Origin of the sequence: Salegentibacter salarius (genome assembly GCF_900168265.1) — a bacterium.
Taxonomy (GTDB): domain Bacteria; phylum Bacteroidota; class Bacteroidia; order Flavobacteriales; family Flavobacteriaceae; genus Salegentibacter; species Salegentibacter salarius.
Genome location: NZ_FVZF01000003.1, coordinates 25,769 through 45,677 on the forward strand (window position 1 = coordinate 25,769; position 19,909 = coordinate 45,677).

Here is a 19,909-nt window from a genome sequence, read left to right on the forward strand (position 1 = left end):
GGTCTAATATGTACATAAAAATAACTTAGATTCTGAAATAATCCCGGAGCTTCGGGACAGAATGACGGAGTATCCTGATTGGAGTTATAAACCAAACAAACCTCACAGCATTAAAATCTGTGAGGTTTGTTTTTTCTCAGATTTTAGCATTTCCCTAATTAAACCTTCAATAATAATTTTATATTTTGTGGTCATCAAAAAAATAGACAATGAGTAAAATCGATAACGAAACAATTAAGAAAGAGCATAAAAAGCGCCAGGAAGATTTTGAAGAGGAAGATGTGCATAATGTGCTGGAAGATGAAGAAGAGATAAAGTCTAAGTTTGAAAATAAAGGAAAGCTGCAGCGTTATGTAGACGATGCACAACTACTTTTTAATTTGCTAAGAGATTATGCCAATGGAAATTATAGGGAAGTTCCTTTTAACGTGGTTGCGGCTATTGGAGGAGCATTACTATATGTGCTTTCGCCATTAGATCTAATCCCAGATTTTATTCCGATAGTTGGTTATTTAGACGACGCGGCTGTAATTGCTTTTTGTCTTAACCTAATTGAAAAAGACCTGATCTCTTATAAGGTCTGGAAGAGAAATGCTGCTTAAGCTCTTGATCACTAATTATATAGGTCAATAAAAAGAGGCTGTTTGAAAAGTTTGTTCTCGTCAAGCTGAACTCGTTTCAGCTTCTAACATGTAATTTAATTATTAACATATTTGATCCTGAAATGAATTAAGGATGACGATTTTATAACTTTCAGACAGCCTCTTATTTTATCAATTTTTCCAGAAATTATAGTCTTCCGTTGGCCTCAACCCATTTAAAGGTGTGTTGATCTTCTGGGATAGCCATTCTTCCTGCAATTCTTCGCATTCTGTCTGGTAATTTCATTAGATAATCTCTTGCTTTTTCGGCCTCATCTGTTAAAGAGCGCATTTTGTCTATTTCCCAGTAGCCATTAAGTTTCTCCAGGATTTCTATATAATCGTAGGTGGTGTAAACGCCAAGACGCTGTGCTGCATTTGAGAAATTTTCAAAAGCTTCAGCAATTCCCTGTCCGCTTTCACGTAAGAACTGGGCCGGCATTACAATTTTTTTCTTCATCATATCGTGAAAAGCCAGCATCATTTCACTAGGATCGTGTTCAAAAATAGTTTTCACGAATTCACGATAAGCCATATAATGTCTCATCTCGTCGCCGGCGATGATATTACACATCTTCCCAAGCATTTTGTTTCCTTTTTTCTTAGCTAATTGCCCTACACGCTTGTGTGAAATATTAGTAGCTAATTCCTGGAAGCTAGTATAAACAAAGTTCCTATATGGATCTCGACCTGTTCCAATATCAAAACCATCATTGATTAAATATTGTGTGGTTTTCTCAACTTCTCGCATATTTACACGGCCAGAAAGGTAAAGATATTTGTTAAGCGTATCTCCGTGGCGATTTTCTTCTCCCGTCCAGTGGCGAACCCATTTAGACCAGGCATTTTCCTCGCCGCGGCTTTTCCCGTGTTGTTCTACACCTTCCATATCCATAAGCCAGGATTCGTAGGTTGGCAGGGCTTCCTCAGTAACCATATCTGCAACTAAAACTACCCAAAAATCGTATTCAAGCTCTTTGGCTTCTTCCCTAATTTGGTTGATTTCATCCATATAATTTTCTCCCTGTAAATTAGGAAGAAGGTCGGTGGGTTGCCAAATATCTTCTACGGGAATAAGGTATTCTTTAATGAAACCGTCTACCTGTTTTTCAACGGTATTCATCACTTCTAATCTAATATTGTCGAGGGCCATTCTAGTTTTTTTTTGGAGCAGAAATCTAAAAAATCTGCCGATATTAATCAACTCTTAAGAAAGAATTGTGCTAAAAATATTCTGTTTGGGAATTTTGAACATAAATAAAAGTCAAAATCCCTGAATTACAAAGATATAAAGAGAAAATGCGTTTTGTGGTAAAATCGTCTTAATTTCTACCTTCTTCTTCGGGATAGAGTTTAAATACAGGCTCACTTTGCCAAATTTCCTTTGTATTTACCTCTAAAGCGGATAATTTTCCCATAAAAGCAGCGCCGGTATCTACATTCCAAATATTTGCCCGTTTTACGGGGGCTTCTGCATTAATTCGGGTTACCGGTGTATGCCCTATAAAAATTTCATCAAAAATTTGAAGGCGTTTTGGATAGTTTGTGTCGCCAGGCTCAATATTTTTATCTAAAGAAAGCGCCATTTCCCATAAAGTTCTATCCCAATAGAAGCCAGTTTCATGATATTCCTGCTCGGGGCCATGTTGGCTTGTAAAACCGGCGTGTACAAAAAGCCTGTTCTTTTTATCGACATAGTAATTTAGCATCTGGTTATAAAACTCGATATGCGATTCTATTTCTTCCGACGAAAAATTTCTATAGGCGTCAATACTGGATTGCCCGCCATGTTCCAACCATTTTTCATTAAGCTCCCCGGTTGCCAACCAACGATGGGTGAGATCGTCATGATTCCCTCGTAGAAAAATACAGGTATTTTGTTTGGCGAGATCTATTAGGTATGAAACTACATTGGCTGAGTCGCTCCAGCCATCTACGTAATCTCCAAGGAAAATAAGTTCATCTTCCGGGGTTACCTCTATTTTTTCAAGGAGTTGTATTAAAGCTTTTAATCCGCCGTGAATGTCTCCAATAGCAATACTTCGGCCCATATTAATTGTATTTTACTTTTCTTAAAATTCGCATACTTTCTTTGTAATAATTATAAACTTCCTGGCTGTATTCTTTTAAATACGGTTTTGCTTCTTCCAGTTTGTCTATTGCCTGTTCAAAGTTATTTAAATAGCAAAGTAAATAAGTTGAAGGCAAATTTTTTAGGTCTTTTTTTTGTTGTTTATCTAGTGGAAGCTTTTTTTTAAGCCTTTCTACCAGCTTGCTGTTTATGTTGTAAATATGGTAAAGCGTTTTTTTGTCGAATTCGGGTGGCTCAAATAACAACTTGCTTTCAATATCGTAACTTACGCTATCTTTAAAACTGATGGTGACCTCCTCCAACGGGTAAAACTGGTATTTATCGTGTAATCCCAATTGAACGTATTCCAGAATTTTGAACTCTTCATCGGTCAGGCTAATGCTCACCTGGTCTAAATCTGAATAAAACAATTTTACCTGTTCGTTGATGAGCTCTATATCTACCCTGGAATAGAAAGTTTCGTGTTTTGCCTGAATCTTTTTTCCGGCCCAACAAACCACAAAATATTCTTTAAAAACTTTATAAGTAGCGTTATAATCTTTTCTTTTCTGAAGAAAATCGAACACTCCATCCAGCGTCAATTCAATATTATTATGAGAATGTTTTTCTATAGAATTCACTATTTCTGAATTCACATCGGTGATCTCCACACCAAAAACCTTAGGCATACTAATACTGCCATCTCTAAGAAAAACCGAACCTCCGTAATACTTCCAGATATTCTTTTTAAGCGAACATATTTTCCCGTGATTCGGCCTAATACTCACCAAACCAACCACCAGGTTTCCCGGCAAATGAGGAAAAGGGATATTTTCATAAGAAATTAACGGCGGATTGCTCAAGTAAGCATTCACCAGGTTTTGAATTTTACTATCGTCAAAAAAATCGGTGCCTATAATACTGTTATCTTCATCCTGGACTCCAATTACTATATAAGAATTGTTTTCAGGGTTGGAATTTGAAAGTGCGCAAACGTGCTTTAAAAACTTGGCTTTCCCTTCTCTTTCACCAATATTGAGCTTCAGCTTTTTGTCGTAAAAGCTGTTCTCGTCGTTATGAGCGAGCAGGTTTTTTATTAAAAGCCGTTTGTTAATCATACTAACCTTGTCATTTCCGCGAAGGCGGAAATCTCTATTTAGTTATTTTCTATTCTTTTTGCCTAAGGTGTTCCAAAAACTAAACCTACAAGGTTTTTAAAACCTTGCAGGAAGTAAATCTCAAGAAATATTATTCTTTATTCACCGTAACACTACTCGCTTGCGCGGTTGGCATCACCACTAAATCTGCAATATTTACGTGATAAGGTCTGGTAACCACAAATCGAATAATATCAGCGATATCTTCCGGGCGTAAAGCTTGAAAACCTTCATAAACACTTTTAGCTTTTTCTGTATCTCCTTTAAATCTTACCTCGCTGAATTCGGTTTGGGTAAGTCCGGGGTTTACGGCACCAACTCTAATTCCATGTTTGTTGAGATCTATTCGCATGGCCTGGTTTAAGGCATCTACTGCATATTTGCTGGCGCAATAAACATTGCCGTTGGGATAAACTTCTTTCCCGGCGGTAGACCCAATATTGATGATATGCCCCGTTCCCTGGCTTATCATTAGCGGAAAGATCGCTTTACTTACATATAGTAAACCTTTTACATTAATATCTAACATAGCGTCCCAATCGTCTATATTTCCATCCTGGATTGGGTTCAAACCGTGCGCATTTCCGGCATTATTGATAAGAATATCTATTTTTTGAAATTTCTCAGGAAGGCTATTGATTTTTTCAAAAACCACTTCCTTATCCCGAACATCAAAACAAAGCGTGTACACCGCGACTCTTTTTGATAATTCTTTTTTTAACTCAGCTAATCGCTCTTCTCTTCTTCCGCAGAGAATAAGATTAATCCCTTCCCTTGCCAAGGCACTCGCCGTAGCTTTCCCTATTCCGCTCGTTGCTCCTGTAATAAATGCAGTTTTCATAAATTATTTTTCTATTGCTAAAGTGTCTACAAGTAAGTAGCTTAGGCTTACATATGCAATTTAAAGTCTTGTTAAATTTAATTAATCTGGGGTCTTTCATAAAATTTAATCGACTATGCTGCGTTTTCCTGTCTAAACAATTAATAAACCTATTTATGAAAAGAACGATGAAGCACCTAAAGTTAAAAAGCTTACTGCTTGCCGCAGTAATCGCTTTTGGATTTACAAGTTGTAGTGATGACGATGAAAATAACGTTGCAGAGGGTAATGCCCAATTAACCGTGAGAATGACAGATGCTCCCGGTGATTATGATCACGTTTGGGTAGATGTACAGGATGTGATGATTAAAACCGAAGCCGCCGTGGGAGAAGAAGAGGCTGAGTGGGAAAGCCTTGCTAATGTTGAAACCGGCCGTTATGATCTGTTACAATTAACCGGCGGAGTTTCTCAATTATTGGTAGAGGCAGAAATTCCTGCAGGTTATCTTGATCAAATAAGATTGGTGTTAGGCCCCGATAATGTAGTTGACATTGCTGGCGAAGAAATTGCCCTTGCTACGCCAAGTGCTCAACAATCTGGCTTAAAACTAAATGTACAACAGGAACTTGAAGCAGGAGAGCACTATGAATATCTTCTGGACTTTGATGTAGACGAATCTGTGGTGATCACCGGTAATGCGGGCTATATTTTAAAGCCTGTAATTAGAATGTCGGCTATGGCCAGTACGGGTTCTATTATGGGTAAAGTACATCCAACAAATTTTCAAAGTTTGGTGAAAGCACAAAATGCGAGTCATACCATTTCTGCGTATACAGATGAATCTGGAAATTTTGTTTTACACGGGGTTCCGGCAGGAACTTACCAGGTGACTGTTACTCCAGAGGCTACAACTGGTTTAGAAGTAAAAACAGAAGATAACATTGAGGTAGAAGAAGATGCTGCTGTAGATCTTGAAACAATTTATTTGGAATAATTTAAATAATTCCTATATAAAAAAAAGAGCGGCTGTAAAAGGCCGCTTTTTGTTTTTTAACCATACATTAACAGCCTATACGCTAATAATTTTCCAATTTGCGGCCACGAATTTAAGGTCTTTAATACTTATAAAATGATAGATAATAACGCCTCTGTAGATATTGCAAGTTTAAACGAGAAAATTGAGAGGGAAAGTGCTTTTGTAGATTTACTAAACACTGAAGTCAATAAGGTGATAGTAGGACAAAAGCATATGATGGAGCGTTTGCTTATTGGGTTATTAGGGCAAGGCCATATTTTGCTTGAGGGTGTTCCCGGTTTGGCAAAAACTCTTGCTATTAATACACTTTCCCAGGCAGTTCACGGTAGTTTTAGCAGGATCCAGTTTACGCCAGATCTTTTACCGGCAGACGTTGTTGGAACCTTGATTTATAATATGAAGCTGAATGATTTCAGCATTAAAAAAGGACCCATTTTCGCAAATTTCGTGCTTGCAGATGAGATTAACCGTGCCCCGGCCAAAGTACAATCGGCTTTGCTGGAAGCTATGCAGGAAAAGCAAGTAACCATTGGGGAAGAAACTTTTATTTTAGATAAGCCGTTTTTGGTAATGGCTACTCAAAACCCGGTAGAGCAGGAGGGAACTTATCCTTTGCCTGAAGCCCAGGTAGACCGTTTTATGCTGAAAACCGTAATAGATTATCCCGAATTTAACGACGAGCAGTTAATTATGCGCGCAAATTTAAAGGGAGAATTTCCAAAAGTAAATCCTGTGGTAAGCATTGAGCAAATTTTGCGTGCTCAGCAAGTGGCCAGGGAAGTCTATATGGATGAGAAGATTGAAAAATATATCCTGGATATTATTTTTGCTACCCGTAATCCTGAAAAATATAATTTAAAAGAGCTTAAACCACTAATTAGTTTTGGTGCTTCGCCAAGGGGAAGTATTAACCTTGCACGGGCTTCAAAATGCTATGCTTTTATAAAACGCCGCGGATATGTAATCCCTGAAGACGTGCGGGCAGTGGTTTTAGATGTACTTCGCCATAGAATTGGAATTACCTACGAAGCCGAAGCAGAAAATGTGACTTCAGAAGATATTGTACACAAAATAGTGAACGAGATAGAGGTGCCTTAAACTATTGATTTCCACTAATTTTCGCATTTCCCAATAATTTGTGTAAAAACACAATCGTTTCCTAATGGATACTAAAGAGCTTTTAAAAAAAGTAAGAAAGATTGAAATAAAAACCCGGCGTTTGAGCGATCACGTTTTTGGCGGGGAATATCATTCTACTTTTAAAGGCCGCGGAATGACTTTTAGTGAAGTTAGGCAATACCAGTTTGGAGACGATGTTAGAAATATAGACTGGAACGTTACCGCGCGTTACAGCGAACCTTTTGTAAAGGTTTTTGAAGAAGAACGCGAACTTACCATGATGCTTATGGTAGATGTTTCAGGTTCAGAATTCTTTGGAACAAAAGATCAGCTAAAAAAAGATGTGATCACCGAAATTGCGGCGACTTTGGCTTTTTCGGCTACACAAAACAACGACAAGATTGGGCTGATGCTTTTTTCAGATAAAATAGAGCTTTATATTCCGCCTAAAAAAGGACGTTATCATGTGCTTCGGATTATTAGAGAATTAATAGAATTCAAGCCAGAATCTAAAAAAACCGATATTGCGGCAGCCATAAAATACCTTTCTAACGTGATGAAGAAAAAGGCGATAGTCTTTATGCTTTCAGATTTTATGGACGACGATTATCAGCAAACTTTAAAAATTGCAGGTAATAAACACGATGTTACCGGGATTAGAGTTTTTGATCCCGCCGAGGAGGAAATTCCAAATTTAGGATTGGTACAAATGTTGGATGAGGAAACCGGAGAATTTGTCACTGTAAACACCGGTTCAAAATCGGTTAGAAAAAATTACGCTGAATATTATCGTAGCCGGGCGGCTTATTTTAATGAAAGTTTCACCCTTAGTGGAGCCGGCGTTATCAATAATCGCGTAGATGAAAGCTACGTAAAAAAATTACTGGGTTATTTTAAAAGAAGAGGTTAAGAAGAATGAAAAATAGGTCTTTAACAACAATTACTATTTCCAAAGCGGCAACCTTGCTGCTTTTTCTGTTGTTGTCTTTTCAGTCTTTTGCCCAGCAACCAAAAGTAGATGCCGAAATAGATTCTACTTCGATCAAAATTGGAGAACAGGTTATTTATAGAATTGAAGTGGAGACCGATTCTACCAATTTGGTGGTTTTTCCGGAAGGTCAAACCTTTGATCCTATGGAAATGGTGGAGTCTCTAGGAGCTGATACCACCACGATTGAAGATCGGTTTAAACTTTTAAAGAAATACTCGCTTACCCAATTTGATTCCGGTTCCTATACTATTCCTGAGCAGAAAATTATAATACAAAACCGGGAATACTTAACCGATTCTTTTAGAGTTGAGGTGGCCGATGTAAAAGTAGATACTACTCGCCAGAAAATGTATCCTATAAAACCGGCGGTAGATGTGCCAGAACCCTTTGAGGTGCCAAACTGGGTTTGGTGGCTGCTTGCTGCATTGGTTGTTCTTGCGATTGCCTTTTATTTCTTCAGAGAAAAGAAGAAAAAGAAAGAAGAGGAACAGGAATTGCCGCCATATGAGCAGGCTATGCTTGAACTAAAGCAATTAGATAATTCTTCTTTACTGCCAAATAGAGAAATTAAAGAGTATTATTCTCAGCTTACGTTTAGTGTTAGAAAATACCTGGATAGAAAGATTTATGACAGGGCGCTAGAAAGCACCACGTCAGAACTTATCGTCTATTTAGAATTAAGAAAACAAGCTGGCGAATTAAGCTTGAAGGATAAATCTATAGATAATCTTCAGCAGTTATTAAAACGTGCCGATTTGGCCAAATTTGCCAATTCAAGACCCGATGTGATCACTGCAAAAAGCGATCGTACCAAAGTAGAGCATCTTATTAAAGACATTAGGCAGGTGGTTCCCGAACCGACAGAGGAGGAATTGATGCAGGATGAAAATTACCGAAAGGAAAAATTAAGGCGAAAAAGAAGAAATAAGATTATCGCTGTCCTTGGCGGAATTGTGGTCCTAGCCATTATAGTTATTACCGTTTTGGTGAATACCAAAGGCTTTGACTATGTACAGGATTCAGTTTTAGGGAATGAAACCAAAGAATTACTGGAAGGCGATTGGATTAGAAGTGAATACGGTACGCCACAAGTGACCATCACTACGCCTGAAGTTTTGGTAAGAAAAACGGTAGATCGTGATGACGAACTCCAGGAAATGTTGCTGGGAAGCGAGACTTTTGACGCGGGAACCCTGGAAGGTAATTTATATACTTTATTGATCACCGGTCCGGTGAATCCGCAAGCTGATTTTGATTTGCAAAAAGCAGTAGATGGTATTTATGAGTCTTTAGAAGCCCAGGGCGCCCGAAATATCATAATGAAACAGGAAGATTTTTCTACTATAAATAATACTGAAGGAATAAAGGTTTTTGGAACTTTTGATCTTGAGAATCCGTTAACCGGCGGGCCAATTAAAAAGGAATATGCCATTCTAAATTTTGCTGCGAACGGCGGTTTTCAGCAAATTATGGTAGTGTTTAATGAAGATGATGAATATGCCGAAGAGATTTCACAACGTATAGAGAGTTCGGTTCAATTAAAAAATCAGGCTAATTAATGTTTGCTAATTATACATTCGAAAATCCGGAGTTTTTCTGGCTGTTATTGCTGCTTTTGCCGGCAACGGCCTGGTATTTCTGGAAACGTAAGCAGCAAACTCCAGAGCTTAAAATGTCTAGCGTAAAAGGTTTTAAAGTAAAGCAATCGCTGCTTTCAAAATTAAAACCCGTGCTTTTTGTGCTGCGCTTACTGGCTTTAGCGCTGTTAATTACCGCTATGGCCAGGCCAAGAACAGTAGATGTTACTACCCAAAGCAGCAATATTCGAGGGATAGATATCGTGATGGCTATAGATGTTTCAGCAAGTATGTTGGCTCGGGATTTTGAGCCAAACCGACTCGAATCTGTAAAAGAAGTTGGCGCAGAATTTATTGAAAATCGGCCTAACGATAGAATCGGCCTGGTGCTATTTGCAGGTGAGAGTTTCACCAAAACTCCAATTACTAGCGATAAAAGTATAGCCTTAAGGGCCATAGAAGAAATTGAATACAGTAATGTTCTGCAAAGCGGTACGGCAATTGGTTCTGGTTTGGCAACTTCTGTGAACAGGTTAAAAGATAGTGATGCCAAAAGCAAGGTGATTATTTTATTGACCGATGGGGTGAATAATTCAGGGTTTATAGATCCTAAAATTGCCAGTGAGTTGGCAGTAGAATTCGGGATTAAAACCTATACTATTGGGGTGGGAAGTAATGGTAATGCATTAACTCCCGTAGGAATTTTGCCTAACGGAAGATTTCAATATGGCGTGCAAAAAGTAGAAATTGACGAAGCGCTATTACAGCAAATTGCCGCAGATACCGGCGGAGAATATTTTAGGGCTACCAATAACGAAAAACTGGAGGAGATCTATGAAGAAATAGACAGCCTCGAAAAATCTGAAATTGAAGAATTCAGATATTATAATTATACCGAAAAATTTAGGCCTTATGTGCTATTGGCGCTTGGGTTGCTACTTTTTGAAGTGGTCTTGAGATATACTGTATTTAAAGGCTTTATTTAAAATCTGAAAGGAAGTTTAATGATCTTAGAAGAGAAAATATATTTATGGCTTTTACTGCTTATTCCGGCGGTACTGCTGTTGTATCTTGTTTTTAGAATATGGCAAAAACGTGCCCGTTCTAAATTTGCTAAGCCAGAACTTCTAGGTTATTTATCACCAAACAGGTCTTCATTTAAGCCATTTTTAAAGGTTTTATTTATTGTATTTGCTCTGGCTGGTTTGGTTTTAGCACTCGTTAACCCTAAAATAGGATCGCAATTAGAAACCGTAAAGCGTGAAGGTGTAGATATTGTTTTTGCTGTAGATGTTTCTAAAAGTATGGAGGCCGAAGATATTGCGCCAAATCGTTTGGAAAAATCTAAACAATTAGTTCGGCAAATAATTGGCAATTTAGGAAGTGACCGTGTAGGGATTATCGCCTATGCCGGCAGTGCTTTTCCGCAGTTACCAATTACCACAGATTACGGCTCGGCTGAAATGTTCCTGGAGAGTTTGAATACCGATATGATCTCCTCACAAGGAACGGCAATTGGAGACGCGATAGACCTTGCAACCGGCTTTTTTGACGATAACCAGCAAACCAATAGGGTGATGTTCATACTTAGTGATGGTGAAGATCACGGTGGAAACATTGAAGACATGGCCAGGCAGGCTGCAGAAGCTGGGATTAGAATTTACACTATTGGAGTAGGAACAACCAAAGGCGGACCAATTCCTATAAAAAGAAATGGCGTAGTTCAGAATTATAAGAAAGACAACCAGGGAGAAACGGTTATTACCAAACTGGATCCTGCAATACTCCAGGAAATTGCTGAAGAAGCTAATGGCGAGTATATTGACGGAAGTGTAACCGCAGAAGTCACCGAGAAAGTACAGGAAGAGTTGCTTACCATTGAAAAAACAGAATTTGAAGCCAAACAATTTGCCGATTATAAATCGCAGTTTCAGTGGTTTGTTGGTTTGGCAATTTTATTACTGTTGCTAGACATATTTATGCTGGAACGAAAAACCGGCTGGATAAGAAGACTTAATTTATTCAACGAAAAGAGAAAAACAGAAGAGTGATAGAATGAGAGGTTTTTCAGCAAACATATTACTCGATAATCGTGGGTTAAATGCTTCGGGGCTTGCTTCGAAATTCAAATATTCCTTTTTTTCGGAATACTTAATGAGCTTTCTTCGGGGTGGTTTATTTGTAATTTTTGGCTTGTTATTTTCATTTCAAGTTGGTGCTCAGCAACAAAATGATAAGGAAAGAGAAAAGGCCCAGAAAGAAGCACTGCAACTTATGCAGGAAGCCGATGAAGCGCTGGGAGATAATAATTTCCCGGCAGCAGAAGCCGCTTATAGAAAAGCGATAGCTAAAGATCCAGAGAGTAGTGCTGCGCGGTATAATATGGGAAATATGTATTACACCCGAGAAAATACACCGCAAGCCGCACAACGTTTTAAGCAGGCTGCTGAGGTTGCCGATACTAAAGAGGCAAAACACCAGGCCAATCATAATCTTGGGAATGCTTATATGAAGCAAAAAAAGTATCAGGAAGCCGTAGACGCTTATAAAGATGCTTTAAGGAATAACCCTACCGATGATGAGACCCGTTACAACCTGGCGCTAGCCAAGAAAATGCTGGAAGAACAGCAGCAAGACCAGAATCAGGATGGTGGCGATAATGAAAATCAGGATCAGGAAAACAAAGATCAGAAGAATCAGGACCAGGAAAATAAAGAGAACCAGGATCAACAAGATCAAAGTGGCGAAGGGGAGAATGAAGGAGATCAGGATCAGCAAGAGAAAGATCAGGAAGAGAAGGAAGGCGATCAGGATGAGAAAGAGCAGCCAGATGGCGAGGGTGACCAGGAAGAAAAGGAAAAACAACCACAACAAGGCCAGCCGCAACCCACGCAAGGACAGTTGTCTCCAGAGCAAATACAGAGTTTGTTAGAGGCTATGAATAACGAAGAAAGAAAAGTGCAGGATAAAATAAATGCAGAAAAACAAAAAGGTGCCAAAGTGAAATCTGAAAAAGATTGGTAAAATTTTTGATACATTTCTTTCCAAAATCATACTTATCTTAAAGAAAAGGATTTTATAGATGAAGTTGAAATTTTTAATACTTAGCATTTTATTTTTTGCCGGCCTTAGTTTACAGGCCCAGGTGAGGTTCGAGGCCAAAGTGAGCAAGGACAAACTTGGGGTGAACGAACGCCTTAGGGTAGATTTTGAAATGAACCAGGACGGCGATAATTTCCGGCCACCTTCTTTTGATGGGTTTACCGTAGTGGGCGGCCCTAACCAGGCGGTGAGTAACCGTTGGATTAATGGCGACCGTACGTATTCCAAAACCTATTCGTATTACCTGCAACCAAATTCACGGGGAAGAAAAACCATTGCCCAGGCAGAAATAACCGTAGACGATAAGATCTATAAAACTACACCGGTAGATGTTGAAGTTACTGCTGCAGTAGAAAAACCTACCGATGGCGATGATTCAGAATTAATAGCTTCAGATAATCTGCATTTGGTGGCAGAGGTTTCTGATGCGACCCCTTATTTAAACGAAGGTATTACAGTAGTTTATAAGCTATATGTGAGTCCGCGAATTAGTGTTAGTAATTTCCGGGAAGTAGACAGTCCTAAATTTTCAGATTTCTGGAGTCAAAATATCGAAATAAGAGAATTAAGACCGGAAAATGGCGAATATCGGGGAGAGCCCTATCGTTATGTAGTACTTAAAAAAGCAGTGCTTTATCCGCAGAAAACGGGAGAACTGGAACTGGAGCCACTTACTTTGTCGGTTTCGGTAGATGTGCCCAGTGACCGGAGAGATATTTTTGGAAGCAGAATTTACAAAACTATAAATAAAACAGTTGCTGCCGGCACCAGGACCATAGATGTTAAACCATTGCCAGATGGGAAACCGGCGGGATTTACCGGTGCGGTTGGCAAATTTAGTATGGATGTGAGTACCACCAAGGAGAAGCTGAAAGCTTCAGAATCTTTGGAAGCTAAAGTGGAAATTAGAGGAAACGGAAATTTAAATTTATTTGAGTTACCGGCTTTAGAAGTACCATCTTCTTTAGAAATGTATAGTCCTGAAAGAAAAGAGAACGTTACCACAACGCTTAACGGGAAACAGGGAAGTATTATAGATAGTTATACTATTGTGCCTACACGTAAGGGCCAATATCCAATTAAACCGCTTAATTTCTCTTATTTTGATCCTCAGAGCGAAACCTATAAAACCCTTTCTTCCCAGGAAATTGTGATAGATGTGGAAGAAGGTCCAGCCACTGGAGGAAATGCTGTTGCTGGTAATACCAGGCAATCTGTTAACCTGCCTTCAGAGCAATTCAGGTTTATAAAAACAAATACCAATTTAAAACCTTTAGATCAGCAGGCATTTTTTAGGTCCTGGACTTTTTGGGGTTCTTTGTTTTTACCTTTTGCAGCCATTCCGCTATTTATTTTATTCGGAAAAAGGAGAGAGGCTAAAGCAGCTGATGTTACCGGAAACAGGAGAAAGAAAGCCGATAAGCTGGCGCGAAAATATCTTTCTGAAGCGAAGAAGAACCTTGGCGATCAGCAAAGCTTTTACGAGTCGCTAGAACGGGCAATGCATAATTATTTGAAGGCGAAATTGCATATCCAAACTGCCGAAATGAGTAAGGAAAGGATTTCAGAAATATTAAAAGAAAAAAATGTTGCTGATGAAACTTCAACCGAATTTATCGAGGTATTAAAGAGTTGCGAATTTGCCCGCTACACCCCGGCATCAAATACTGCACAGCACGACGATTACGATAAGGCAGTGAAAGTAATTTCCAAACTTGACAAAGATTTGTAATATGAAAAAACAGGTATTTATATTACTCCTATTTTTATCGTCTTTGGCGCAGGCTCAAAACCCAGAGCTTTTTGAAGAAGCTAATGATGCATATGCAAACGACGATTTTGAAACTGCCATAACCAAATATGAAAAGATCCTTGAGAACGGGGAGACCTCGGTGGCGGTTTATTATAACCTTGGGAATGCACATTATAAATTAAATAATGTAGCCCCCAGCATTTATTATTTTGAGAAGGCGCTTCAGTTAGATCCTACCGATGAAGATGTGCAAAACAACATAGAATTTGCAAGAAGCATGACTATTGATGATATTCCGGTGAACGAAGAAACCGGTTTTCAGAAGAAGATTAATAGTTTTATTTCTACTTTTTCCTATAATACCTGGGCTTACCTGGCTATCGCCTTATCCATAACTTTTGTTATTTTATTTTTGCTTTATTATTTCAGTCGAAATTCTTTACAAAAGCGGATCTTCTTTGGAGTGGCAATCTTTGCTTTTCTACTAGGTGGTATTTCAGTGTTTTTTGCATTTCAGCAACAGGAAATTCAGTTTAATAATCAATTTGCTATAATTTTTGCTGAAGAAGCTCCGGTAAAAAATGAGCCATCACAAAGAGGAGAGGCTGCATTTAGTCTTCACGCCGGTACTAAAACAAGGGTGTTGGAAGATTACCAGGAATGGGTGAAAATAGAGCTTCCAAACGGTACACAGGGATGGATAGAAAATAATAATTTGAAGCGACTATAAGAAATATTGATATTAGTTTAACATTAAAGTATGAGTTTTTCTTTTTAATTAGAAGCATTTCTTATTATTTTTGCCGCTATGAAAAGATTGGCCTACATACTAACCTTCGTATTTATGGCGTTTATAGCAACGCCAAGTATTGTAGCCTATATTGATAATTCTGTAGATGTTTCTTTTGCATTTAACGTGAATGAAGAAGAAAGTTCTTCAAAAAATGAGATCAATCTGGAATTTAATCTGGAGGAACATCATTCTAATTACGCCAGCATACATTATCTACAGGAACATACTCATACCGAAGACATTTACACAGAAAGCTACCCAATAGTATTTCTGGATATTATTTGCCCCCCGCCCAAAAGCGCTTAATCTAATTTAACTTTTACTGAATTTTTATAAACTTTCGGCAACATTTTGCAGTGAAATCACTTTGGCATTTATGTCTTTGTGTGTCAAAAATTCTATTCGATTATTTAAAAATTAGATTACAGAGATCAATCCAAAAAAGAACTTCAGGGAATATAAACTCCTGAAGAAATTGATCTCAACTTAATAAAGCGTTTTATATGTTTAAACATCTTAATAAAGATTTCCCGGCAAGTATTGTAGTATTTTTTGTAGCCATTCCGTTGTGTTTAGGAATTGCACTTGCCAGTGGAGCTCCATTATTTGCCGGTTTAATTGCCGGTATGGTTGGAGGTATCGTAGTAGGTAGTATTTCAAATTCTCAACTTGGGGTAAGTGGTCCCGCGGCCGGCCTTGCAGTAATTGTTTTAGGCGCCATTCAATCACTTGGCAGCTATGAAATATTTTTGGTAGCTGTGGTAATAGCCGGACTTCTTCAAATAGTAATGGGAGCTTTAAAAGCCGGGATTATTGGGTATTATTTCCCTTCCTCGGTAATTAAAGGTATGCTCGCCGGTATAGGTATTACCATTGCAATTTCACAAATTCCAAACGTTTTGGGCTTTTCCAGTGATCTAGAAATTTTTTCTATTGATGGTGGAATTGGTTCTGCGTTAAGTAAAATTGCTGATAACCTTCACTATGGTAGTATATTAATCACTCTTGTTGCCCTGGCAATCTTACTATTATGGGAAAAAGTTCTTACAAAAAAGAGTAAAATATTCAGCATTGTTCCGGGACCTCTAGTAGCCGTTGCTATGGGAGTAGTTTACTATCTTGTAGTAGATGGTCCAGCTTTTAGAATCCAGGATTTTCAGTTAGTAAGTGTACCGGTGCCAGAGAGTGCCGCCTCTTTCTTTGGGCAATTTTCTATGCCTAACTTTGCTGAGATAGCTAATTCTGAAGTATGGGTTGTTGCAGTAACTATTGCTATTGTTGCCAGTTTGGAAACTTTATTAAGTGTTGAAGCTATAGATAAAATTGACCCGTTAAAAAGAACAACCAACACCAACCGTGAGCTATATGCACAGGGAGCTGGTAATATGATATCTGGACTTATTGGTGGTTTGCCGGTTACACAGGTAATTGTGCGAAGTTCTACCAACGCTCAATCTGGTGGTAGAACAAAAATGTCTGCCATTTTACACGGTTTTCTTATCCTTTTCTCCATTATTGCTATTCCAACTGTATTGAATATGATTCCTTTGGCTGTACTTGCCGCGGTTCTTCTGCTGGTAGGTTACAAGTTGGCTAAGCCGGCTTTATTCAAGCAAATGTTTAAATTAGGAAAAGGACAATTTCTTCCTTTTATAATCACTATTCTTGGGGTGGTATTTTTAGACCTTCTAATGGGAATTGGACTTGGTCTGGCAGTTGGTATAGGTGTTATTTTAATTAATAGCTATAAAAACTCTCACTTCTTACATAAAGAAGGTTATGACAATAACGATGGTAACTATAAAATTACGCTTGCAGAGGAGCTTTCTTTCTTGAATAAAGGTGCGATTTTAAGAGAATTAAACGATATACCAGATGGTTCTACCGTATTAATTGATGTTAGGAAGACCAAGGTACTGGATTATGATGTTTTGGAAATTCTAGATGAATTTGCTGTAAAAGCAAAACGTAAGGATATTACCATTAAACTAGTTTCCGGTAAAGGTGAAGTTATAAATCCTGATAGCTTTAGGAGATATTTTGGCTTAGATGTTCCACTTTAAACCTGAAAGCTAAAAGTTAATTTTTATAAAGGGGAAGTCTACAGGTTAGACTTCCTCTTTTTTATTTTCAAAAAGTTCACTTTCATCATCCAGTAGGTCTCTTTCCCTGGCTTCTCTTAAAATTGAAGGAAGCACTGCCGGCGCAATAACTTTAACCGGAGCGTAAAGTTTTGATTCTTCAAGTTTTTCTTTGCTAACCAGTTCTATTTCCTCATTGGTAGCTGCAAAAAACATAATTATTACACTGGCTATAAAAGCCATTTTTAATAATCCAAAACCGGCACCTAGTAGTTTATTTACGATACCTAGCGCTGCAAAACCGGCCATTTTGGTTAAGATCTTTCCGGCCAGCGAGATTAGAAAAATAATAAGAACAAACGTGATGGCAAATGCGATTAGGTTTACATATTCTGAATCCCAATTCATATTTTCAGAAAAGAAATCGCTTAAAATATAAGAGAAATGGATAGCGCCGTAAATTCCGGCTACAATGCCAACCAGGGAAGCGATCTCGGCCAAAAGCCCTCTAAAAAATCCTCTAACGAGCCCATAAAGCAGAATTAAGGCCAGGACGATGTCTACTGTATTCATGTTTCAAATATAGTAAAATACCTGTGGCAAATTTCGGGTAGATTAAAGTGAAAAGAACTGCTGTTTTACTAAGAAGCTAGCTAAACATTTTAAGTCTCTCAAGGGGGTAAATTCAAAAAGGAAGATATTATCTTTGCGGACATGACACGAGACGAAAATTTGAAAGGTAGATGGGATGGTTTGCAAAAAAAGCTTTCTAACCAGTTTGCCGATGGAGAATCAATGGATCTGGATGCGATAATTTATGTAATTGGCGTTCAGGAATTAGGGCAGCCTCACAGAAAATTCAAAAAAGACCATAAAATAGATCTAATGCATATTGCTATTTGCCGTTTGCTGGAACCATACGGTTACTATGAATTTGATTATTTTGATGAAGAAGGCTGGCCACATTATAAGATTTTAGAGCAATTACCCACGCTTAAAGCCGGTGAGCAATCGGTTTTAATGAAAGAAGCCATTGTGAATTATTTTATCAATAACGAGTACATAGATTAAAGGCGCCGCGTGCTGCCTAAAACTACATTTTTACTAAATTTGCCCTTCTGAAAAGAAAAGGATCTCATGATAGATAAAATTAAGCAACATATAGCTGAAGTAGAAGCTTTTAAAACCGAATCGGCTAAAGAAGTAGAGGCCTTCAGAATTAAATACCTGGGAAAAAAGGGAATTTTAAACGATTTCTTCGCCTCTTTTAAGGAAGTGCCTAACGAGCAAAAAAAGGAATTTGGCCAGGCGGTTAATGCTCTTAAAAAGGCTTCTGAAGCTAAAGTTACTGACTTAAAAGAAAACCTGGAAAGCAAGCAGGAAGAAAAGGGAGTTTACGGTGATCTTTCAAGACCGGGAGAACCTATTGAAATTGGCTCAAGACATCCTATTTCTATCGTTAAAAACCAGATTATCGAGATCTTTTCTAACATTGGCTTCAATGTTTCTGAAGGACCTGAAATGGAAGACGACTGGCATAATTTTACCGCGCTTAACCTGCCGGAATATCACCCGGCGCGAGATATGCAGGATACCTTTTTTATTCAAACAGATCCAGATATTTTACTGCGTACCCATACCTCTTCAGTACAGGTGCGATATATGGAAAATAACAAACCGCCAATTAGAACAATTTCTCCGGGACGGGTTTTTAGAAATGAAGCGATTTCTTCACGTTCCCACTGTATTTTTCATCAGGTGGAAGGACTTTATATTGACAAGAACGTAAGTTTTGCAGATCTAAAACAAACCCTGCTTTATTTTACAAAGCAACTCTTCGGAAAATCTAAGATTCGATTAAGACCTTCTTATTTTCCATTTACCGAGCCAAGTGCTGAGGTAGATATTTACTGGGGTCTGGAAACCGAAACCGATTACCGAATTACTAAAGGAACCGGTTGGCTAGAAATTATGGGCTGCGGAATGGTAGACCCAAATGTGCTTAGAAATTGTAATATAGATCCTACCGAGTATTCAGGCTTTGCCTTTGGGATGGGAATAGAACGTATCGCGATGTTGCTTTATCAAATTGGCGATATTAGAATGTTCTATGAAAACGATATTAGATTTTTGGAGCAATTTAAATCCTCATTCTAAAAGACGATTTCTGCAAAAACTGGAACGATAAATAATTATAATTATGAAAAAAACAGGATTGATCATTTTTGGCATTCTAGCCCTTGCGGTTATTATTATTTTAGTTGCAGTAGAAATAATTGAATTAGCACTGGGTGCTATTTTACTGGGCATTGCTGCACTAATCTTATGGGGATTGTTTAAATGGGCTAAAAATAAGATTGAAGATTAGTGAAGAAAGATATTGACATACCTGAGGTAGAAAACGTTTATGTGGCGGCTGTAAAGGTCTATAACGAGTCTTTTAAAGTAGATGAGTGGAATGCTTATCTTATAAACGATAGGGACGAAGCTATTGAGATGGCTTTAATTGTAAGTAAAGGCTATGATAATAAGAAAGAAACCTCTGTTATACGCCATAAGCTGGAAAAGCTTCCCTCTAAGTCTTTTGCTAAAATTGAATTTATCCAGGAAGAAGTACTCGCCCTGAATAACCAGTTTCAGGTTACTTTTTTTGCTGATGGTAAAATGTTTGAAAAGAAATATTTATTCAGGAAAAATACCGTAAACGAAAAAGCTTTACGTGAAATTCCTATCATCCCGAATAAAGGGGTTTTAGCCGAATAACAGG

Annotated in this window: 21 protein-coding genes; 16 read left to right on the forward strand and 5 right to left on the reverse strand. The window is 38.1% G+C overall.

The features are described 5' to 3' along the window. Positions 1 to 209: 209 nt before the first annotated feature. Positions 210 to 602, forward strand: coding sequence for a YkvA family protein (locus B5440_RS02615; RefSeq protein ID WP_070054441.1), 393 nt, complete (start codon positions 210 to 212; stop codon positions 600 to 602). A gap of 187 nt (positions 603 to 789) precedes the next feature. Here B5440_RS02615 and B5440_RS02620 read toward each other — a convergent pair whose 3' ends face one another. From B5440_RS02620 to B5440_RS02635, 4 genes are all read right to left on the reverse strand, one after another. After that, positions 790 to 1,794, reverse strand: a complete 1,005-nt coding sequence (locus B5440_RS02620) for an acyl-ACP desaturase (RefSeq protein ID WP_070054442.1) — start codon at positions 1,792 to 1,794, stop codon at positions 790 to 792. 169 nt (positions 1,795 to 1,963) lie between these two features. Next, a complete protein-coding gene (locus tag B5440_RS02625) occupies positions 1,964 to 2,692 on the reverse strand; it encodes a metallophosphoesterase family protein (protein ID WP_070054443.1) in 729 nt (242 codons plus the stop codon). 1 nt (position 2,693) lies between these two features. Beyond that, on the reverse strand, positions 2,694 to 3,830 hold the full coding sequence (locus B5440_RS02630; RefSeq protein WP_070054444.1) for an ATP-binding protein: 1,137 nt from the start codon (positions 3,828 to 3,830) through the stop codon (positions 2,694 to 2,696). A gap of 130 nt (positions 3,831 to 3,960) precedes the next feature. Then, positions 3,961 to 4,710 (reverse strand): SDR family NAD(P)-dependent oxidoreductase, encoded by a 750-nt coding sequence (locus B5440_RS02635; protein WP_070054445.1) that lies wholly within the window; start codon positions 4,708 to 4,710, stop codon positions 3,961 to 3,963. Between the two features lie 155 nt (positions 4,711 to 4,865). On the opposite strand from B5440_RS02635, the gene B5440_RS02640 reads away from it, so the two are divergent. The 11 genes from B5440_RS02640 to B5440_RS02690 all read left to right on the forward strand — a co-directional run bounded on the left by B5440_RS02640 (position 4,866) and on the right by B5440_RS02690 (position 17,124). Continuing rightward, complete coding sequence (locus B5440_RS02640; protein ID WP_070054446.1) at positions 4,866 to 5,684, forward strand: DUF4382 domain-containing protein; 819 nt, start codon at positions 4,866 to 4,868, stop codon at positions 5,682 to 5,684. A gap of 135 nt (positions 5,685 to 5,819) precedes the next feature. Then, entirely contained in the window at positions 5,820 to 6,824 is a 1,005-nt protein-coding gene (locus B5440_RS02645; RefSeq protein WP_070054447.1) for an AAA family ATPase, read from the forward strand. Between the two features lie 64 nt (positions 6,825 to 6,888). Continuing rightward, a complete protein-coding gene (locus B5440_RS02650) occupies positions 6,889 to 7,755 on the forward strand; it encodes a DUF58 domain-containing protein (RefSeq protein WP_070054448.1) in 867 nt (288 codons plus the stop codon). Positions 7,756 to 7,760: 5 nt separating this feature from the next. Further along, positions 7,761 to 9,395, forward strand: a complete 1,635-nt coding sequence (locus B5440_RS02655; protein WP_070054449.1) for a BatD family protein — start codon at positions 7,761 to 7,763, stop codon at positions 9,393 to 9,395. Then, on the forward strand, positions 9,395 to 10,399 hold the full coding sequence (locus tag B5440_RS02660; protein WP_070054450.1) for a vWA domain-containing protein: 1,005 nt from the start codon (positions 9,395 to 9,397) through the stop codon (positions 10,397 to 10,399). Before B5440_RS02655 ends, B5440_RS02660 begins: the two co-directional genes overlap by 1 nt. An 18-nt stretch (positions 10,400 to 10,417) precedes the next feature. Further along, on the forward strand, positions 10,418 to 11,464 hold the full coding sequence (locus B5440_RS02665) for a VWA domain-containing protein (RefSeq protein ID WP_070054451.1): 1,047 nt from the start codon (positions 10,418 to 10,420) through the stop codon (positions 11,462 to 11,464). A 4-nt stretch (positions 11,465 to 11,468) separates the two neighbouring features. Continuing rightward, a complete protein-coding gene (locus B5440_RS02670; protein WP_232756011.1) occupies positions 11,469 to 12,437 on the forward strand; it encodes a tetratricopeptide repeat protein in 969 nt (322 codons plus the stop codon). A 58-nt stretch (positions 12,438 to 12,495) separates the two neighbouring features. Beyond that, the gene (locus tag B5440_RS02675) at positions 12,496 to 14,247 is read left to right on the forward strand and encodes a BatD family protein (protein WP_070054452.1); all 1,752 of its coding nucleotides are present in this window, start codon (positions 12,496 to 12,498) and stop codon (positions 14,245 to 14,247) included. A 1-nt stretch (position 14,248) separates the two neighbouring features. Continuing rightward, the gene (locus B5440_RS02680) at positions 14,249 to 14,998 is read left to right on the forward strand and encodes an SH3 domain-containing protein (protein WP_070054453.1); all 750 of its coding nucleotides are present in this window, start codon (positions 14,249 to 14,251) and stop codon (positions 14,996 to 14,998) included. 114 nt (positions 14,999 to 15,112) lie between these two features. After that, positions 15,113 to 15,367 (forward strand): hypothetical protein, encoded by a 255-nt coding sequence (locus tag B5440_RS02685; RefSeq protein ID WP_141728130.1) that lies wholly within the window; start codon positions 15,113 to 15,115, stop codon positions 15,365 to 15,367. Between the two features lie 197 nt (positions 15,368 to 15,564). Further along, positions 15,565 to 17,124, forward strand: a complete 1,560-nt coding sequence (locus B5440_RS02690) for a SulP family inorganic anion transporter (RefSeq protein WP_070054455.1) — start codon at positions 15,565 to 15,567, stop codon at positions 17,122 to 17,124. A 45-nt stretch (positions 17,125 to 17,169) separates the two neighbouring features. Here the strand turns inward: B5440_RS02690 and B5440_RS02695 are convergent, their stop codons facing one another. Then, complete coding sequence (locus B5440_RS02695; RefSeq protein WP_070054456.1) at positions 17,170 to 17,715, reverse strand: CvpA family protein; 546 nt, start codon at positions 17,713 to 17,715, stop codon at positions 17,170 to 17,172. Between the two features lie 141 nt (positions 17,716 to 17,856). Here B5440_RS02695 and B5440_RS02700 point away from each other — a divergent pair, with 141 nt between their 5' ends. The 4 genes from B5440_RS02700 (at position 17,857) to B5440_RS02710 (ending at position 19,905) form a co-directional block, all read left to right on the forward strand. Next, entirely contained in the window at positions 17,857 to 18,213 is a 357-nt protein-coding gene (locus B5440_RS02700) for a hypothetical protein (RefSeq protein WP_070054457.1), read from the forward strand. Positions 18,214 to 18,279: 66 nt separating this feature from the next. Beyond that, a complete protein-coding gene (gene pheS, locus B5440_RS02705; RefSeq protein ID WP_070054458.1) occupies positions 18,280 to 19,299 on the forward strand; it encodes a phenylalanine--tRNA ligase subunit alpha in 1,020 nt (339 codons plus the stop codon). Between the two features lie 43 nt (positions 19,300 to 19,342). Next, complete coding sequence (locus B5440_RS15545) at positions 19,343 to 19,510, forward strand: hypothetical protein (protein WP_157823645.1); 168 nt, start codon at positions 19,343 to 19,345, stop codon at positions 19,508 to 19,510. Further along, a complete protein-coding gene (locus tag B5440_RS02710) occupies positions 19,510 to 19,905 on the forward strand; it encodes a hypothetical protein (RefSeq protein ID WP_070054459.1) in 396 nt (131 codons plus the stop codon). Before B5440_RS15545 ends, B5440_RS02710 begins: the two co-directional genes overlap by 1 nt. Positions 19,906 to 19,909: the final 4 nt, after the last annotated feature.

Coding starts and splice junctions, on each gene's coding strand:
- B5440_RS02615 (WP_070054441.1), top strand. CDS start 210: ATGAGTAAAATCGATAACGAAACAATTAAGAAAGAGCATAAAAAGCGC.
- B5440_RS02620 (WP_070054442.1), bottom strand. CDS start 1,794: ATGGCCCTCGACAATATTAGATTAGAAGTGATGAATACCGTTGAAAAA.
- B5440_RS02625 (WP_070054443.1), bottom strand. CDS start 2,692: ATGGGCCGAAGTATTGCTATTGGAGACATTCACGGCGGATTAAAAGCT.
- B5440_RS02630 (WP_070054444.1), bottom strand. CDS start 3,830: ATGATTAACAAACGGCTTTTAATAAAAAACCTGCTCGCTCATAACGAC.
- B5440_RS02635 (WP_070054445.1), bottom strand. CDS start 4,710: ATGAAAACTGCATTTATTACAGGAGCAACGAGCGGAATAGGGAAAGCT.
- B5440_RS02640 (WP_070054446.1), top strand. CDS start 4,866: ATGAAAAGAACGATGAAGCACCTAAAGTTAAAAAGCTTACTGCTTGCC.
- B5440_RS02645 (WP_070054447.1), top strand. CDS start 5,820: ATGATAGATAATAACGCCTCTGTAGATATTGCAAGTTTAAACGAGAAA.
- B5440_RS02650 (WP_070054448.1), top strand. CDS start 6,889: ATGGATACTAAAGAGCTTTTAAAAAAAGTAAGAAAGATTGAAATAAAA.
- B5440_RS02655 (WP_070054449.1), top strand. CDS start 7,761: ATGAAAAATAGGTCTTTAACAACAATTACTATTTCCAAAGCGGCAACC.
- B5440_RS02660 (WP_070054450.1), top strand. CDS start 9,395: ATGTTTGCTAATTATACATTCGAAAATCCGGAGTTTTTCTGGCTGTTA.
- B5440_RS02665 (WP_070054451.1), top strand. CDS start 10,418: ATGATCTTAGAAGAGAAAATATATTTATGGCTTTTACTGCTTATTCCG.
- B5440_RS02670 (WP_232756011.1), top strand. CDS start 11,469: ATGAGAGGTTTTTCAGCAAACATATTACTCGATAATCGTGGGTTAAAT.
- B5440_RS02675 (WP_070054452.1), top strand. CDS start 12,496: ATGAAGTTGAAATTTTTAATACTTAGCATTTTATTTTTTGCCGGCCTT.
- B5440_RS02680 (WP_070054453.1), top strand. CDS start 14,249: ATGAAAAAACAGGTATTTATATTACTCCTATTTTTATCGTCTTTGGCG.
- B5440_RS02685 (WP_141728130.1), top strand. CDS start 15,113: ATGGCGTTTATAGCAACGCCAAGTATTGTAGCCTATATTGATAATTCT.
- B5440_RS02690 (WP_070054455.1), top strand. CDS start 15,565: ATGTTTAAACATCTTAATAAAGATTTCCCGGCAAGTATTGTAGTATTT.
- B5440_RS02695 (WP_070054456.1), bottom strand. CDS start 17,715: ATGAATACAGTAGACATCGTCCTGGCCTTAATTCTGCTTTATGGGCTC.
- B5440_RS02700 (WP_070054457.1), top strand. CDS start 17,857: ATGACACGAGACGAAAATTTGAAAGGTAGATGGGATGGTTTGCAAAAA.
- pheS (WP_070054458.1), top strand. CDS start 18,280: ATGATAGATAAAATTAAGCAACATATAGCTGAAGTAGAAGCTTTTAAA.
- B5440_RS15545 (WP_157823645.1), top strand. CDS start 19,343: ATGAAAAAAACAGGATTGATCATTTTTGGCATTCTAGCCCTTGCGGTT.